The sequence below is a fragment of the Streptacidiphilus rugosus AM-16 genome (genome assembly GCF_000744655.1).
GTDB lineage: Bacteria > Actinomycetota > Actinomycetes > Streptomycetales > Streptomycetaceae > Streptacidiphilus > Streptacidiphilus rugosus.
Map to the genome: position 1 here is coordinate 1,756,606 of NZ_JQMJ01000004.1, position 15,752 is coordinate 1,772,357.

The following is a 15,752-nucleotide window of genomic DNA, read 5'->3' on the forward strand; positions in this document are numbered from 1 at the left end:
ACTCACGCGTTGGCGCTGAACACCGGGAGGTAGCCGCCGGACTGGCCGGCGGAGGTGGGGTGGTAGGACTCGTATATCGGCAGCGTCGTGCTGTGCAGCCAGGAGTTGCTGGAGCAGATCTCGTGGCCGGAGAACGCCCCGCGCACGTCGCCGAAGCTGTAGCCGTACTTGGCGACCTCCTTGGCGGTCACCGTGGCCAGCGCGTCGGCCGCGCCGTTGATCGCCGTGCGGCTGGTGTTGCTGATGCCGAACAGGCAGCTGCCGGGGACCGCGTAGAGGTGCGGGTAGTCCAGCACCACGACGTGGGCGTTGGGCGCGTGCGACCTGATCGCCGAGTAGACGGCGTCGAGACGGGCCGCCAGCTGCGTGTTGATGTAGTTCTCCGCCGTCGAGACGGCGGAGAGGCAGGAGCTGGTGCCGTCCAGGACGCAGGTCTCCATGGTCGAGGAGAAGCCCGCGTCGTTGCCGCCGATGGTGATGCTGACCTCGGTGGTGCTGCTGCTCAGCGCCGAGATCTGGTTGTTCAGCACATCCGTCGTGGTCGCCCCGCTGCAGGCGACGAAGCCGAAGCTGGACGGCGCGTGCGACTGCTGCCAGAGGTAGCCGTAGGCGAGCGTGCTGCGGTAGCAGGAACCGCTGGAGGAGATGTAACTGCCGCTGCCGACGCCGGAGGAGTAGGAGTCGCCCATGGCGACGTACCCCCCGGTCGACGCGTTTGCCGCGGGAGCGGCGGCGAGGGCGCCCGCGGCGAGAGCCGCGGTGGCGAAGGTGGCGGCGAGGAGCCGTCTGAGGGCGGATCCGGGCATGCGCATGGAACCTCCACTGCTACGTGGTGGTGCACGACTGTGGGGTGGGACACAGGTCGACGCGCGTCCACACTTGTGTACCAGTGAGTAACCACGCTGGGAAGTGTGCATGCCAGTGATTGCCTCGAATGACTGAAGATTTGTCAGATCGACGCAAGTGCTGTGACGTGAGGGTCAGCCGAGATAGGAGAGCCTGACGGTCCTGCTGGGGTTGTCGACATTGGTGTCGATCAGCACGATCGACTGCCATGTCCCGAGGGCCGGGCGGCCGCCGACGACGGGCAGCGTGGCGTGCGGCGCCACCAGCCCCGGCAGCACGTGGTCCCTGCCGTGACCGGGCGAGCCGTGCCGGTGCCGCCACCGGTCGTCCGCCGGCAGCAGCGTGCGGAGCGCGGCCAGCAGGTCGTCGTCGCTCCCCGCCCCCGTCTCGATCACCGCGACACCGGCGGTGGCGTGCGGGACGAAGACGTTGAGCAGCCCGTCCGCGCCCGGCGCGACCTCGGCGAGGAAGCTCTCGCAGCGCTCCGTCAGGTCGACGGCCGCCTCGCGGTGACCGGTGGTCAGCTGAAAGGTGCGGGTACTGAAGGTCATGCCCCCATCATCGCCGACGCACCCGGCGCCTCCGGCACCCCGCTACGGGCCGAGCAGCCGCACTACGGGCCGAGCAGCCGCCGCAGGTGCTCCTCGTCCTCGTCGCTGAGGCCGGAGACGAAGCGGGCCAGCACCGCCTCGCGGTCCTGCTCCTTCTCGAGCTCCGAGCGCATCCGACGGGCGGCAAGGCCGGGGGCGTCGCGGGCCTCGCGGGCGGGTGCGTAGGCGAAGGCCCGGCCGCTGCGGGTGCGCTCGACCATGCCCTTCTCGTGCAGCCGGGAGAGGATCGTGTTCACCGTCGTGCGCGCCAGCTCCGCACCGAGGGCACGCTGGATCTCGGCCGGGGTCATCGGCCCGGTCGCCGCCCACAGCACGGTCAGCACTCCGGACTCCAGCTCACCCGGGTGCCGCCGGTGCCCCGCCCCATCCATGCCGCCGCCTCTCCCGCCCGCCGCCGGGCGATCGAACTCTCCGTCCACCGCACGCGTCGTCACCTTCGGAATCGCAGGTTCCATCCACTACAGTGACACGGAACGACTACACGCATGTAGACGATAACGACGCAGAGTCCACTATCGCAGGAGGATCAAGCCATGGCCCCGGACCCCTCGGCCGTGAACCAGCTCGCGGTGAACCTCCTCGATGCGAACTCCCTGCTCGCCGCCTTCGGGGCGCTCGGCATCGCGGTCATCCTCTTCGCCGAGACCGGCCTCCTGGTCGGCTTCTTCCTCCCCGGCGACTCGCTGCTCTTCACCGCGGGTCTGCTCTGCACCACCAGCAAGAACGGCGTGCACCTGAACCTGGGCGGGGTCCTCGTCTGCGCGATCGTCGGCGCGCTGGTCGGCGCGCAGGTGGGCTTCATGATCGGCCAGAAGGGCGGAAAGTCCCTACTGGCCCGGAGCAAGAACAAGCACCTGCTGCAGGGCGCGGCCCGCGCGGAGGAGATCCTCGCCAAGTACGGCTACGCCAAGGCGATCGTGCTGGCCCGCTTCATCCCGGTCGTGCGGACCGTGCTGAACCCGATGGCGGGCGCGCTGAACGTGCCGGTGCGCACCTTCACGCTCTGGCAGGTCGTCGGCGGCCTGCTCTGGTCGGTCGGCATCGTCATGGCCGGCTACGCCCTCGGCTCGAGCATCCCGAACATCGACCAGTACCTGCTGCCGATCATCGCCCTGATCGTGGTGATCTCCGTCATCCCGATCGCCCTCGAACTGCTGCGCTCGCGCAAGCGCAGCGCCTCCGCGGAGTAGGACACCTCCTTGAACAACCTGAGCACCAACGGCGTCGGCCAACTGGCCATGAGCGGACGCTCGATCGACGGCGGCCTGTACACCTGGATCACCCGCCAGGCACAGGACAGCCCGCACTGGCTGGACAGCCTGATCTCGTCCTACGCCACCGTGGCCCTCGGACTCGTCGCGCTGATGATGGTCCTGGGCTGGTGGCAGGCCCGCCAGGCCCGCAACGCCACCGCGATGGCGACCGCCCTGGCGGTGCCGGTGGCCGTGGTCGCGGCCTACGTGGTGAACGACATCTTCAAGAGCCTGGTCACCGAGGCCAGGCCCTGCCAGTCGATCCCGCACACGTTCACCGTCGACCCCTGCCCCGGCGTGGGCGACTGGTCCTTCCCCAGCAACCACGCGACGATCGCCGCGGCGGCCGCGGCGGCACTGTGGGTGGTCAACCGCACCATGGGGATCGTCGCGGCGGCGATGGCGCTGCTGATGGCCTTCGCCCGCGTCTGGGTCGGCGCCCACTACCCGCACGACGTGGTCGTCGGCCTGGTCGTCGGCGTCGCCGTGGCGCTGCCGGTCATGTGGGCGGCCCGCCGCTTCGCCCCACCCCTGGTGGTCAGACTCCAGAGCGGCGTCCTGCGCCCGCTGCTGACGGCCGGCTGAGCAGAACGCGCGACGCAAGCGGAGCGGAGGGCCTGCGCCCTCCGCTCCTCCCGTTCCCGGCGCCGCTCAGCCCCCGAGGTGCGGGCTGTAGAGCGCGGACAGGAAGCGGGTCACCAGCGCTTCGCGGGTGGCCACGGGCAGGGCGTCGAGCAGCCGGTTGATCGGCGCCATCCGTGCGCCGCCGACCGCGCCCCCGCCGTCCGTCGGCGTCGCTTCCGAAGCCGGGCCGTCCAGGCGCAGGCCGGTCGCCGGGAGCAGCGCGGCGAAGGACGCGTTGTCCAGCGCGGTGAGGTCCACCTGCCCCAGCAGCGCCACCAGCTCGGCCGGTACCTGCGCCGGGCCGAGCGCGCGGACCGCGTCCGCGCTCTCCCGCAGCACCGCCAGCAGGTCCTCGACGCCGCCCTCGCTGACGCCGGTCAGGGTCAGGTGGAGGTTGGCGGGGAGCCCGCCCAGCGCCAGCTGCGGCTGGAGGAAGAAGCCGCGCTCGCGGGCCTCGTCGGCGAGCGCGAACAGGTCGAGGGGGGCGTCGGGGTCGGCACCGATCGCCACCAGGGTCGCCTCGGGCTCGCCCAGGACCACCAGTCCGTCGATCGCGGCGACCCCGGCGATCAGCCTTCGTGTCGCCGCCAGTGCCGCCCGGCCGAGCTCGCGGTAGCCGTCCGCGCCGACCGCCTGGAGCGTCGCCCAGGCTCCGGCCAGCGGGCCCGCGCCCTTGCTGCTCTGGATGGTGGAGTTGACGACGGTGTAGCCGGGCCACGCGGCGCAGGCGTAGTAGGCGTGCAGTCGCAGCGCCTCGTCCCTGAACAGCAGCACCGACGCGCCCTTGGGCGCGTAGCCGAACTTGTGCAGGTCGCAGGAGAGCGAGGTGACGCCTGGCACCGAGAGGTCGAACGCGGGCACCTGCGCCCCCGCCTCCGCGAGCCAGGGCAGCAGCCAGCCGCCGACGCAGGCGTCGACATGGCAGGCGATGCCCCGCGCCGAGGCCCGCGCCGCGATCTCGGCGACGGGGTCGATCACCCCGTGCGCGTAGGAGGGCGCGGAGGCCACGACGAGCACCGTGTTCACGGTGCACGCGGCGTCCGTCGCGGCCGGGTCGGCGCGGAAGGTGCGGGGGTCGACCGGCACGGGGACCACCTTCACCCGCAGATAGGCCCCAGCCTTGTGGAAGGCGGCGTGCGCGGTCACCGGCACCACGATCTCGGGCTCGGCGATCTCCGGCCTCGCGTCGCGGGCGGCCTTGACGGCCAGGATGATCGACTCGGTGCCGCCGCTGGTGAAGATCCCCGGTGTGGCGTCGTCCCCGCCGAGCCGGGCGGCGGTCGCGCCGACGACCTGCCGCTCCAGCGCGACGATGCTCGGGAAGGCGGTCGGGTCGAGTCCGTTGACCTCCATCATCGCCAGGTAGGCGCGCTCGGCCGCCTCGCGGACCTCGGGGCGGCCGGTGTCGTACACGTACGCGGCGGTCCGGCCGCCTCGGGTCGGCAGGTCGCGTGCGGTGAGCGCGTGCAGCTCGCCCAGCAGGTCCTCGGCGCTGCGCCCGCGCGCGGGCAGTCCGGGGTGCGCGGTGGCCGCGGCGGTGTCCACGGCGGTGGCGTCGATCGTCATCGGGCGGGCTCCGTTTCGGGGAGTTCGGGGAATTCGGGATGATCGGGATGGTCGGGGAGTTCCGGGAGGCCGGGATGGTGGCTCACAGCGGACACCTCGGCGCGGCGCCGGCCGTAGGCGCGGAGCGCGGGCAGTGAGAGCGCCATCAGCGCCGCGGGAACGAGACTGAAGCCGAGCAGCACGCCGGTGCGGGCGGCCCCGGTCTGGGCGAGGGGATGGTCCAGCGTCGAGGAGGCGAAGCCGGTGGCGGCGAGGGCGAGCGAGTAGGCGCCGGGACCGACGGCCAGGCCGACCGTCTCCCCCGCCGTCCAGAGGCCGGTGAACGCCCCCGACTGCACCTGGCCGGTGCGGGCCGCGTCGGCGTGCACCACGTCCGGCAGCAGCGCCAGCGGCAGCACCTGCAGCGCGGCGTAGCAGACGCCGAGCAGCGCGCAGAGCACCAGCGTCGCCGGGACCCCGCCGGGGCCGGAGGCCGCCGGCCACAGGGCGACCGAGGCGAGGGCGTAGCCGCAGGTGGCGACGGTGAGGCAGCGCAGCCGGCCCCAGCGTGCCGCTGCCCTGGCCCACAGCGGGACCGCGACCGCGCTGGGCGCGACCAGGCAGACGAAGAGGACGGAGGTCAGTCCGTAGCCGCCCAGCCGGTAGGCCGCGACGTAGGGCGCGGCGGCGAGCATCATCGCGACCGCCGCCGCCTGCACGAAGAAGGCGGCCAGCAGGGCGAAAAAGGCCCGGTTGCCGCGCGCCGCGCGGAAGGCGGCGACCAGCCCGAGCGGTTCGGGCCCGGGCCGGGACCGGACCCAGCGGGTGCCGAACACCGGCACCAGCAGCACGCCCGCCATCACCGCCCCGACGACCAGCCCCATCGCGGCGTAGCCGTGGCGTCCGCCCCCGGCGAGCGACACCACGGCGGGCGCGGCCCCGCCCGCGACCAGGATCCCCACGGTGAGGCAGACGATCCGCCAGACCATGATCCGCGTGCGGACCGCGGGCGTCTCCGACATCTCGGCGGGCAGGGCCACGTAGGGCACCTGGAAGAGCGAGAACGCGCTGGCGGCGAGGACGAAGGTGACCGTCACCCAGACCGCCGCGCCGCTGCCGGTCAGCGGCGAGAGGAACATCGCCGCGTACGCGCCGGGCAGCGCGAGCGCGCCCGCGAGCAGCAGTCGGCCGCGGCGGCCGGTGCGCACCGCCTCGCGGTCGCTGGACGCACCGACGACGGGGTTGAAGACGGCGTCCCAGAGCTTGGGCAGGGCGACGACGAGACCGGCGATCGCGGCGGGGACGCCGAGGGCGTCGGTCATGTAGTAGAGCAGCAGCAGGCCCGGCACGGTGGAGAAGACGCCGGTGCCGACCGATCCCAGGCCGAAGGCGAGCAGCCGGCCGCGACCGACCTCGCCGCTCACAGCCCGAGCTCCCGAAGGACGAGCGCGCGCAGGTGGGCGCGGAAGCGCGGCACCTGCTCGCGGATGCCCGAGCGGCAGAAACCGTGGGTGGACCAGAGCACGGTCCACACCGTCAGCTCGACGTCCTCGGGCCGTGCCCCGGGCAGTGCCCCGGCGACCGTGTCCCTGACGGCGTCGATCAGCGGACGCGCGTACGCGGCCTCCAGTTCGGCGATCTCGGCGGCGTCGGAGAGCCAGCGACGCATCCACAGGGCGGGGATGTGCGGCTGTTCCAGACAGAAGTCGAGGTAGCGGTCGACCAGTCCGGTCGCGGCCGCGGCCGGATCGCCGGCCCCGGCCAGGGCGGCGAACTCGCCGAGCGCGTCGCGCAGCAGCGCGGCCTCGGCCTCGTGGGCGCGACGCATGACCTCGCGGTACAGGTCGGCCTTGGCGCCCACGTGGTAGGCGACGGTGGCCATGTTGAGCTGGGCCTCGGCGGCGATCCTGCGGGTGCTGGTGCCGTCGTAGCCGTACTCGGCGAAGAGCGTGGTCGCCGCCGCGAGGATGCGTTCGCGGCTGGCGTCGGGTGAGGGCGCTGCGGACATGGAGGGGACTGTATGCGCGGCGGCGCTCTCAATCAATCGATTGATGGAGCGATGTGCCCAGACCGGACGAACCTCGGGACCGCGAGCAATCACGCCCCGGACCGGCGGTCGTGGTGTGCGCGCGAGCGGTGCCGCCCGGTAGCAAGCACGGCTCAGCGTGCCGCCGCCGTGTCCGCGCCGGCTCGACGCCAGGCGGCGTCGCGGAGGAGGCGCAGGCCGTTGAGGCCGACGATCACGGTGGAGCCCTCGTGTCCGAGCACACCCAGGGGCAGCGGCAGGTGCCCGACCAGGTCCCAGACCACCAGGCCGGTGATGAACACCGAGGCGATGACCAGGTTCTGCACCACGAGCCGGCGCGCGCGGCGGGACAGCGCGATCACGGTGGGCACGGTGGCCAGCTCGTCGCGGACCACGACCGCGTCGGCGGTCTCCAGGGCGAGGTCGGAGCCCGCGCGGCCCATCGCTATGCCGGTGTGGGCGGCGGCCAGCGCGGGGGCGTCGTTGACACCGTCGCCGACGACCATCGTGCGACGGCCTGCCCGCTCCTGCTCGGTCACGGCGGCGACCTTGTCCTGCGGCAGCAGTCCGGCGCGGACGTCGGTGATGCCGACCTCGGCGGCCAGACGTGCCGCGGCACGCGGGTTGTCGCCGGTGAGCAGGATCGGCGTCCGCCCGGTCAGCGCGCCCAGGCGGGCGACGGTCTCGGCGGCGTCCGGCCGGAGACGGTCGGCGATGCCGAGCACGCCGACCGGCGTTCCGTCGCGCAGCACGACGACGGCGGTGCGGCCCGCGTCCTCCAGCTCGTCGGCGATGGCGACGGCACTCGTCTCCGCCGCACCGCGGCCCCGCTCCAGCAGCCGGGCCGGGGCGCCGACCGTGACCTTGCGGCCCTCGACGACGGCGGTGACGCCGACGCCCGGCGTGGAGACGAACTCCTCCGCGACGGCGAGGGCCGTCCCGCGGGCGTGGGCGGCGTCGACGACGGCACGGGCGAGCGGGTGCTCGCTGGGGTGCTCCGCGGCGGCGGTCAGTGCAAGGAGCCGGTCCTCGGTGAGGCCGGAGCCGGCGAGCGGGCGCAGGTCGGCGACGCGCGGGGTGCCCTCGGTGAGGGTGCCGGTCTTGTCCAGCGCGACGGCCTTGGTCCCGCCCAGCTGCTCCATGACGACGGCCGACTTCACCAGCACGCCGTGACGTCCGGCGTTGGCGATCGCCGAGAGCAGCGGCGGCATCGTCGCCAGCACCACGGCGCAGGGCGAGGCGACAATCATGAACGTCATCGCCCGCAGCAACGAGCCGGACAGCGCCGCGCCGAAGGCGAGCGGGATCGCGAAGACCAGCAGCGTGGCCGTCACCATGCCCAGCGAGTAGCGCTGCTCGACCTTCTCGATGAACAACTGCGTCGGCGCCTTCGTCTCCGAGGCCTCCTCGACCATGGCCACGATCCGGGCGATGACGGAGTCCGAGGCGCCGCGCTCGACCCGGACCCGCAGCGCGCCGGCGCCGTTCAGGGTGCCGGCGAAGACCTCGTCACCCTCCTGCTTGGCGACGGGCAGCGGCTCGCCGGTGATGGTGGCCTGGTCGACCTCACTCGCCCCGTCCAGCACGCGGCCGTCGGCGCCTACGCGCTCGCCGGGGCGCACCAGGACGGTGTCGCCGACCGTGAGGAGTTCCGTGGCCACGGTCGCCTCGGTGCCGTCGTCCAGCAGCCTGGTCGCGGTGCTGGGGGCGAGGTCCAGCAGGCCGCGCACGGAGTCGGCGGTGCGGGCGGTGGCCAGCGCCTCCAGCGCACCGGAGGTGGCGAAGATGACGATCAGCAGCGCGCCGTCCAGCACCTGCCCGATCGCGGCCGCGCCGAGCGCGGCGACGATCATCAGCAGGTCGACGTCGAGGGTCTTCTCCCGCAGCGCGGTCAGGCCCGCCCAGCCGGGCTCCCAGCCGCCGGCCGCGTAGCACAGTGCGTACAGCGGCCCCCACGCCCAGGCGGTGACCCCGGCGAGCTGCAACGGCAGGGCGATCGCGAAGAGCAGCAGTGCGGCCAGCGCCCACCGGGCCTCGGTCAGCGCGAGCACGCGCGTCTTCCGCCGCGGTGCGACGAGGGCCGACGGCGCAGCGGGGCGTTCGAGAAGGGTGGTCGGCATTCGGGCTGCTCTTCCCGTAAACGGAGGGACAGGTTTCGGCTCGGCCCACTATACGGGAACAGTTGAATGCTTCTTCACGCGTCCTCAGTATCATGACCTCATGGGCCATGGGATGAACCGCAGTACGACCGCACGCGAGCGCCTCGACGCCGTCGGCGCGAGCACCGTCGCCACCACGCTGCAAGCGCTCGCCACCCCGTCCCGGCTGCTGATCCTGGCCCAGCTCCAAGAAGGCCCGTGCGCGGCCACCGACCTCGCGGACGCCGTCGGGATGGAACGCTCCGCCTGCTCCCACCAGCTGCGCCTGCTGCGCAACCTCGGCCTGGTCGACGCCGAGCGGCACGGCCGCTCGATCGTCTACTCGCTCTACGACGACCATGTCGCCGACCTTCTCGACCAGGCCGTCGGCCACGTCGAACACCTCCGCACCCCGGGCTCCAGCGCCGCCGCAGCCCAGGCCGAGCCGGAGCCCGACCCCGCCCGCTGACGCGGCCGCCCGTCGCCCCGCGAGGATTTTCGGCCCGCTTGTGTACCTGGACGGTTACGTACCCGATCGGATACATTTCCCGCATGGACGCTGTACTGCACGCACTGGCGGACGGCGGCAGGCGCACGCTGCTGGAAGCGCTCGGGCGAGACGAGGCCACGGCCGGCGAGCTGGCCGAGCTGCTGCCCATCGCCCGGCCCGGGGTCTCCCGGCACCTGCGGGTGCTGCGCGAGGCAGGGCTGGTGGAGGTGCGCCAGGAGGGCCAGCGGCGGGTCTACCGGCTGCGGCCCGAGCCGCTGGCGGAGGTCGACGCCTGGCTGGGGGCCTACCGTGCCCGCTGGGAGCAGCGGTTCGACGCCCTGCAGACCGAGATCGCACGTGGCAAACGAGAGCGGAGGAACGAGTCATGACGGTGTACCAGCTCGACGGCAAGGGCGTGGTCAGGATCGAACAGCGCTTCGACACCGACGCCGGCGACCTCTGGTCGGCGCTCACCGAGCCCGAGCGCCTGGCGCGCTGGATCGTGGAGGTCAAGGGCGAGCTCCGGCTCGACGGGGAGTTCCGTGCGAAGTTCACCAGCGGCTGGGAGGGCCCCGGCCGGGTGGACGTCTGTGAGCCGCCCAGCCGGCTGCTGGTCACCATGGCCTTCGCCGAACAGGATGCGACCGTCATCGAGGCCACGATCAGCGCCGACGGCGACGGCTGCCGCCTGCTGGTGGAGGAGCGCGGCCTGCCGCTGACCGAAGCCTGGGCGCACGGCGCGGGCTGGCAGGCGCACATCGAGGACCTGGCCGCGCACCTGGAGGGCCGCCCGGCCTGCGACTGGCACGCGCGCTGGAAGGAGCTGAGCCCGTCCTACCGGGAGCAGTACGGCAGCCTGGACTGACGAGCCGAAGCGCCGAGCCCGGCCGCGGGCAGCGGGACGCCCGTCTCAGCGCTCGATCGGGGTCCACCACTGACCGCGGCGGCGGCCGACACCGGTCCGTTCGGTGCGCTGCAGGCGCTCCACCCGGCTGCGCTTCACCGTGCGGAAACGGCGAGCCCGGCCGCGGGCCAGGTCGGCCGCGCCCACGAGGCCGGCGGTGTTGCCGAGCTTGGCGCCCACCACCTCGGCCTCCGGCCGGAAGCCACGGCCCGTCAGGTTCCGCCGGTAGGCGTCCCTGGCCGGGCCGAGCAGGAGCTCGCCCGCCGCCGAGACGCCGCCGCCGATCACGAAGCGTGCCGGGTCCAGCGCCGCCGCCAGGTTGGCCAGGCCGAGGCCGAGCCACTGGCCGATCTCCTGCAGCAGCTCGATCGCGCACGGGTCGCCCGCCTGCGCGGCCTCGGTGACCAGCGGCCCGGTGATCGCCGCGACGTCGCCCTCGACGCGGTCCAGCAGCGGCTGCGCGACCGGCGACTCGGCCGCGGCCAGTTCCCGCGCCTCGCGGACCAGGGCGTTGCCCGAGGAGTACTGCTCCCAGCAGCCGCGGTTGCCGCAGGGGCAGCGGTGGCCGCCGGGCACGACGGTCATGTGGCCGAACTCCCCTGCCATGCCGTAGCGACCGCGCTCGAGCCGCCCGCCGCGGACGATCGCGCCGCCGATGCCGGTGCCGAGGTTCACCATCACCAGGTGCTCCTCCCCCGCGCCCGCGCCGAAGCGCCACTCGGCCCAGGCCGCGGCGTTGGCGTCGTTCTCCACCACCACCGGCAGCCGCAGGCGGTCGCTGAGCGCGTCCTGGAGCGGCTCGTTGCGCCAGCTCAGATGCGGGGCGAAGAGCACGCGTGCCCGCTGGGCGTCCACGAAGCCGGCCGCGCCGATGCCCACCGCGTGCACGTCGTGGCGGTCGGCGAGCGCCAGCACCAGTTCGGTGATGACGTCCTCGACGACCTTGGGGCTCTTGCTGCGGTGCGGCGTCTCGGTGCGCAGCTGCTCCAGGATCCGGCCCTCGCCGTCGACCACGCCCGCCGCGATCTTCGTCCCGCCGATGTCGATGCCGACCGTGGGCAGGCGCAGCGCCGTCCTGCGGACGTACTCGGCGTACTCGTTGCTCAACTGACGTCCATTCCTGATACCGAGGTCCGCCCGCGAACGGTTGCCTGCCATCCTCCCGCGTCCGAGCAGGTCGGAGCGATTCCCAGTCTGCGGGCCCGTCGACGCCGACGCCGCGCCCGTTCACCCGGCCGGGTGCCGGGGCGCGGGCTCCCGCCTCAGCTCAGTTCGAGCGCCAGGAAGAAGTCCACCCGGTCCTCCAGCTTGGACAGGTCACGGCCGGTCAGCTCCTCGATCCGGCCGATCCGGTAGCGCAGGGTGTTCACGTGCACGTGCAGGGCGGCGGCGCAGCGGGTCCAGGAGCCGTCGTAGCGAAGGAACGCCTCCAGTGTGCGGACCAGGTCCGCCTGGTGCTCCAGGTCGTAGCCGATGACGCGGTCCAGCAGCCGGGACCGGAAGGCGCGGCGCACCTCGTCGGGCACGGCGGCCAGCAGCAGCACGTGCGAGGCCAGTTCCTCCGGCCCGGCCACGCAGATCCGCCCGACGCGGGCGGAGGCGATTCTTCGCGCGTGCCGCGCCTCCTCCAGCGCCCCGCGCAGCCCGCCGACGCCGGGGGAAGGCGCGCTGACCCCGATGGTCAGCCTGCCCTCGGGCCCGAGGCCCGCGTCGAGCGGTGCGAAGAGGTCGCCGAGCACCTCGGCGGCGGTCCGGCTCCCGGCCGGCTCCGGCAGCAGCACGACCGCGCCGAGCCCGCCTCCCCCGACCAGCGCACGGTCGTCCAGCCCGGTGACGGCCTCCAGCACGGCCTCGCGGGCGCTGCCCTCGGCCAGCCCGTGGCTCTCGACGGAGACCACGACCCAGCTCTCCGGGAGCGGGCGGTCGGCCGTGGTGCCGTCGGTCAGGGTCATCGCGTGCGCGGCCTCCAAGGCGCGCAACAGCTCGTCGGGCGCGGCGTCGCGCTGGAGCAGCGCGATCATCTCGTCCGCGAGACGGGTGCGCAGCGTCCGGCTCTCGTCCCGGCGCAGGCGCTCCGCGGAGACGAGCCTGGCCAGGTTCTCGGCGAGCTGCTGCCGCTTGGCGGTCCAGTCGGTGACATCGCCCTCGATCACGAGGATCCACTGCGCGAGGGCGGCGCCGCCGGCCACCGGCAGCAGCGAGAACTGGCGTTCGCCGACCCTGGCCCGACTGGACGGCGTGCTGCGGCGACGCTGGGCGTCCAGGTGCGCGCGGGCCAGCGCGTCGCGCTCCGAGGGGTCCAGGTCGGCGGCGGGCCCGGCGATGACGCGGCCGGTGGGCGTGAGCACCCAGCAGTCGAGGTCGACGTCCCCGCCCAGCAGCTCCAGCACGGCGTCCAGCCCGGCGCCGCCCGCGGCGGAGACGAGCATGCGGTGCCGGTCGACCAGCGCGGAGAGGTCCGCGGCGCGGTCGGCGGAGACCTGCCGCACGACGTACTCGGTGACCGACCCGAACGCGATGTCCTCGCCCACGGCGAAGAGCGGCATGCGGTGCCGCTCGCACGCGTCGACGAGATCCTGCGGCACCGGCCCGACCTCCGCCTCCCCCGCGGCGAGCCCGGCGGCGCCGCCGGCGGCGAGGAACCGCACGAACCGCTCGGAGTCCTCCGGCTCGTACCGCCAGAGCATGCCGGTGAGCACGAGCTCACCCCCGTGGAGGTACCGGCTCGGATCACGCAGATCGGTCGTCATCACCCCGGTGACCACGCGGTCCAGCTCGCCCTGTCCGGCGAGCAGCCGCATGGGCGGTGCGGTGGGAGCGAGCAGCGCGCCGATCCGCACGTCGGGTACCTCCGGGAAGTCGGCAAAGGGGATGTTTTCCGCTGCACGGTACCCGACATGAGGTGACACGCGTCGAATCGACGAGACGGTGAGACCGAAAGGACCAGTGGCACCGCCTCAGGGGCGCGGGGAACTGCGCGAGCGACCACCCGGTGCGGATGGCCCTGCCCGCTCGGCGACCCCCCACCCAGGGTGGCTTGTCGCGCAGTTCCCCGCGCCCCTTCGGTGCGTGCAACTCACCCTCTGCTCGGACCTGCCGCGCCCACGTGCCGGAGGCGCACATCAGCGGAGCCCCGCGCCCCTGGGTGGGTGCAGCTGCGCCGCCGTCGCGACGCGGGCCTAGACGGCCAGGCCGCGGCGGGTGAGGAGGGGCTGGATCTGCGGGGCGCGGCCGCGGAACGCGGCGAACGCGGACATGGGGTCCACGCTGCCGCCCCGGCTCAACAGCTCGCGGCGGAAGATCTCCCCGCTCTCGCGGACCGGGCGGTCGGACTCCTTGAACCACTCCACGGTGTCCGCGTCCAGCACCTCGGACCAGATGTAGCCGTAGTACCCCGCCGCGTACCAGCCGCCGGCGAAGATGTGCGCGAAGTAGCCCGTCCGGTAGCGCGGCGGGATCGCGTCGACCGCCAGGCCGTACCGCCGCAGCGCCGCCGCCTCGAAGGCCTCCGCGTCGCCCGCGCCCTCGCCGTCCGGCGTGGTGTGCCAGGCCCAGTCCAGCAGCGTCGCGGCCAGGTACTCCACCGTGCGGAAGCCCTCGCCGAAGTTCTGGGCCTCGCGCATCCGCGCGACCAGCTCGAGCGGCATCGGCTCGTCCGTGTCGACGTGGCGGGCGTAGTTGGCCAGCACCTCCGGCCAGTCCGCCCACATCTCGTTGACCTGCGAGGGGTACTCGACGAAGTCGCGCGGGACCTCGGTGCCGGCCAGCGAGGGGTAACGGACGTCGGAGAACAGGCCGTGCAGCGCGTGGCCGAACTCGTGGAAGAAGGTGTTCACCTCGTCCCAGGTCATCAGGCACGGCTGGCCCGCCGGCGGCTTCGCGACGTTCAGGTTGTTGACCACCACGGGGAGCTGGCCGAGCAGGTGCGACTGCAGGACCACCTCGTTCATCCACGCGCCGCCCCGCTTGGACTCACGGGCGAAGAAGTCGCCGATGTAGAGCCCGACGGGGCGGCCGTCGGCCTCCTTGACCTCGAAGACGCGGGCGTCCGGGTGGTAGGCCACCAGGTCGGGGCGTTCGGTGAAGGTGATCCCGTAGACCAGCTCGGCCGCGTGGAAGACGCCGCGCCGCAGCACGGACTCCAGCTCCAGGTACGGACGCATCGCCGAGCCGTCGACGTCGTAGCGCTCCTTGCGGACCCGCTCGGAGTAGAACTGCCAGTCCGCCGCGGTGATCGCGTCGACGCCCGCCGCGGCGGCCAGCGCCGCGCCCTCGCGCTCCGCGTTGGCCACCGCCGGGGCGACCAGGCCGCCCAGCATGGACTCGACCGCCTCGGTCGTCTTCGCGGTCTGGTCGGCGACCTCCCAGGCCGCGTGCGAGGGGAAGCCGAGCAGCGCGGCGCGCTCGGCACGCAGCGAGGCCATCCGGACCGCCAGCGGGCCGTTGGTCCCGATGCCGCGGGTCAGCGAGGCGTCCAGCAGCCGGGCGCGCAGCGCCGGGTCGGTGAGGGCGGCCAGCTCGGTCTGGTTGGAGAAGTTCTTCAGGCTGAGCACGTACTTGCCGTCGTGCCCGAGCGCCTTCGCGTTCTCGGCCGCGGCGGCGATCTCGTCCTCGGGCAGGCCGGCCAGCTCCTCGGCGGTGTCGAGGACCAGGGCCGCCGCCCGGGTGTCGGCGAAGAGGTTCTGCTCGAAGGTGGTGCCGAGCACGGCGAGCTCGGCGTTCAGCTCACGCAACCGAGCCTTGCCCGCCTCGTCCAGGTTTGCGCCGCCGCGCACGAAGCGGGCGTGGTGGTGCTCGACCAGACGGACGGACTCAGGGTCGAGCCCGAGCTCGCTCCTGCGCGCGTGGACGGCGTCGATCCGGGCGAAGAGCGCCGGGTCCAGCTGGATCGCGTCGGTGTGCGCGGCCAGGCGCGGGCTGATCTCGGCGTCCAGCTCACGCAGCGCGGCGGTGGAGTCGGCGGAGGTCTTGTTGAAGAACACCAGGTTCACGCGCCGCAGCAGCGCACCGCTGCGCTCGAGTGCGACGAGCGTGTTCTCGAAGTCGGCCGGGGCCGGGTCGGCGGTGATCGCGGCGACCTCGGCGAGCTGCTCGGCCATGCCCGCCTCGAAGGCGGGCAGGTAGTGGGCCTCCTCGATCTCCGCGAAGGGCGGCAGCTCGTAGGGAAGCGTGCTGGGCTGCAGGAAGGGGTTCGTCGAGAGCTGAGTCACGCGGCAGACACTACGCCCAGTGGTGGCAGCCATGGCTACCCATTTCTCCAGGGGAGAACACCTCGGGAAAGTCAACCAGACGTCCCGGCCCGTTCGCCGTCCGTT

Annotated in this window: 15 protein-coding genes; 5 read left to right on the top strand and 10 right to left on the bottom strand. The window is 73.3% G+C overall.

Translation table 11 applies throughout. The features are described 5' to 3' along the window. Nucleotides 1-2 precede the first annotated feature (2 nt). The 3 genes from BS83_RS17105 to BS83_RS17115 form a co-directional block, all read right to left on the bottom strand. Nucleotides 3-806 (bottom strand): SGNH/GDSL hydrolase family protein, encoded by an 804-nt coding sequence (locus BS83_RS17105; RefSeq protein ID WP_037609248.1) that lies wholly within the window; start codon nt 804-806, stop codon nt 3-5. A 174-nt stretch (nt 807-980) separates the two neighbouring features. Next, nucleotides 981-1,397: a YjbQ family protein gene (locus tag BS83_RS17110; RefSeq protein WP_037604625.1), complete on the bottom strand. Its 417-nt coding sequence runs from the start codon at nt 1,395-1,397 to the stop codon at nt 981-983. A 62-nt stretch (nt 1,398-1,459) separates the two neighbouring features. Then, nucleotides 1,460-1,828 (bottom strand): BlaI/MecI/CopY family transcriptional regulator, encoded by a 369-nt coding sequence (locus tag BS83_RS17115; protein ID WP_037604626.1) that lies wholly within the window; start codon nt 1,826-1,828, stop codon nt 1,460-1,462. A 162-nt stretch (nt 1,829-1,990) separates the two neighbouring features. Here BS83_RS17115 and BS83_RS17120 point away from each other — a divergent pair, with 162 nt between their 5' ends. Further along, complete coding sequence (locus BS83_RS17120; RefSeq protein ID WP_037604627.1) at nt 1,991-2,647, top strand: DedA family protein; 657 nt, start codon at nt 1,991-1,993, stop codon at nt 2,645-2,647. Nucleotides 2,648-2,656: 9 nt separating this feature from the next. Further along, complete coding sequence (locus BS83_RS17125) at nt 2,657-3,295, top strand: phosphatase PAP2 family protein (RefSeq protein ID WP_232248378.1); 639 nt, start codon at nt 2,657-2,659, stop codon at nt 3,293-3,295. Nucleotides 3,296-3,361: 66 nt separating this feature from the next. Here the strand turns inward: BS83_RS17125 and BS83_RS17130 are convergent, their stop codons facing one another. The 4 genes from BS83_RS17130 to BS83_RS17145 all read right to left on the bottom strand — a co-directional run bounded on the left by BS83_RS17130 (nt 3,362) and on the right by BS83_RS17145 (nt 9,025). Next, nucleotides 3,362-4,900 (bottom strand): pyridoxal phosphate-dependent decarboxylase family protein, encoded by a 1,539-nt coding sequence (locus tag BS83_RS17130; protein ID WP_051943213.1) that lies wholly within the window; start codon nt 4,898-4,900, stop codon nt 3,362-3,364. Beyond that, the gene (locus BS83_RS17135; protein WP_084713603.1) at nt 4,897-6,303 is read right to left on the bottom strand and encodes an MFS transporter; all 1,407 of its coding nucleotides are present in this window, start codon (nt 6,301-6,303) and stop codon (nt 4,897-4,899) included. Before BS83_RS17135 ends, BS83_RS17130 begins: the two co-directional genes overlap by 4 nt. Continuing rightward, on the bottom strand, nt 6,300-6,887 hold the full coding sequence (locus tag BS83_RS17140; protein WP_037604628.1) for a TetR/AcrR family transcriptional regulator: 588 nt from the start codon (nt 6,885-6,887) through the stop codon (nt 6,300-6,302). Before BS83_RS17140 ends, BS83_RS17135 begins: the two co-directional genes overlap by 4 nt. A gap of 152 nt (nt 6,888-7,039) precedes the next feature. Beyond that, nucleotides 7,040-9,025, bottom strand: a complete 1,986-nt coding sequence (locus tag BS83_RS17145; RefSeq protein WP_037604629.1) for a heavy metal translocating P-type ATPase — start codon at nt 9,023-9,025, stop codon at nt 7,040-7,042. A 100-nt stretch (nt 9,026-9,125) separates the two neighbouring features. Between BS83_RS17145 and BS83_RS17150 the strand changes: the two genes are divergently transcribed. From BS83_RS17150 to BS83_RS17160, 3 genes are all read left to right on the top strand, one after another. Continuing rightward, nucleotides 9,126-9,512: an ArsR/SmtB family transcription factor gene (locus BS83_RS17150; protein WP_037604630.1), complete on the top strand. Its 387-nt coding sequence runs from the start codon at nt 9,126-9,128 to the stop codon at nt 9,510-9,512. Between the two features lie 83 nt (nt 9,513-9,595). Next, nucleotides 9,596-9,922: an ArsR/SmtB family transcription factor gene (locus BS83_RS17155; RefSeq protein WP_037604631.1), complete on the top strand. Its 327-nt coding sequence runs from the start codon at nt 9,596-9,598 to the stop codon at nt 9,920-9,922. Further along, a complete protein-coding gene (locus BS83_RS17160) occupies nt 9,919-10,398 on the top strand; it encodes an SRPBCC family protein (RefSeq protein ID WP_037604632.1) in 480 nt (159 codons plus the stop codon). Before BS83_RS17155 ends, BS83_RS17160 begins: the two co-directional genes overlap by 4 nt. 45 nt (nt 10,399-10,443) lie before the next feature. Here the strand turns inward: BS83_RS17160 and BS83_RS17165 are convergent, their stop codons facing one another. From BS83_RS17165 to BS83_RS17175, 3 genes are all read right to left on the bottom strand, one after another. After that, nucleotides 10,444-11,544, bottom strand: coding sequence for an ROK family glucokinase (locus BS83_RS17165; RefSeq protein ID WP_232248382.1), 1,101 nt, complete (start codon nt 11,542-11,544; stop codon nt 10,444-10,446). A gap of 155 nt (nt 11,545-11,699) precedes the next feature. Beyond that, entirely contained in the window at nt 11,700-13,277 is a 1,578-nt protein-coding gene (locus tag BS83_RS17170; protein ID WP_037604633.1) for a PucR family transcriptional regulator, read from the bottom strand. A gap of 339 nt (nt 13,278-13,616) precedes the next feature. Beyond that, nucleotides 13,617-15,647, bottom strand: coding sequence for a M3 family metallopeptidase (locus tag BS83_RS17175; RefSeq protein ID WP_232248388.1), 2,031 nt, complete (start codon nt 15,645-15,647; stop codon nt 13,617-13,619). Nucleotides 15,648-15,752 lie beyond the last annotated feature (105 nt).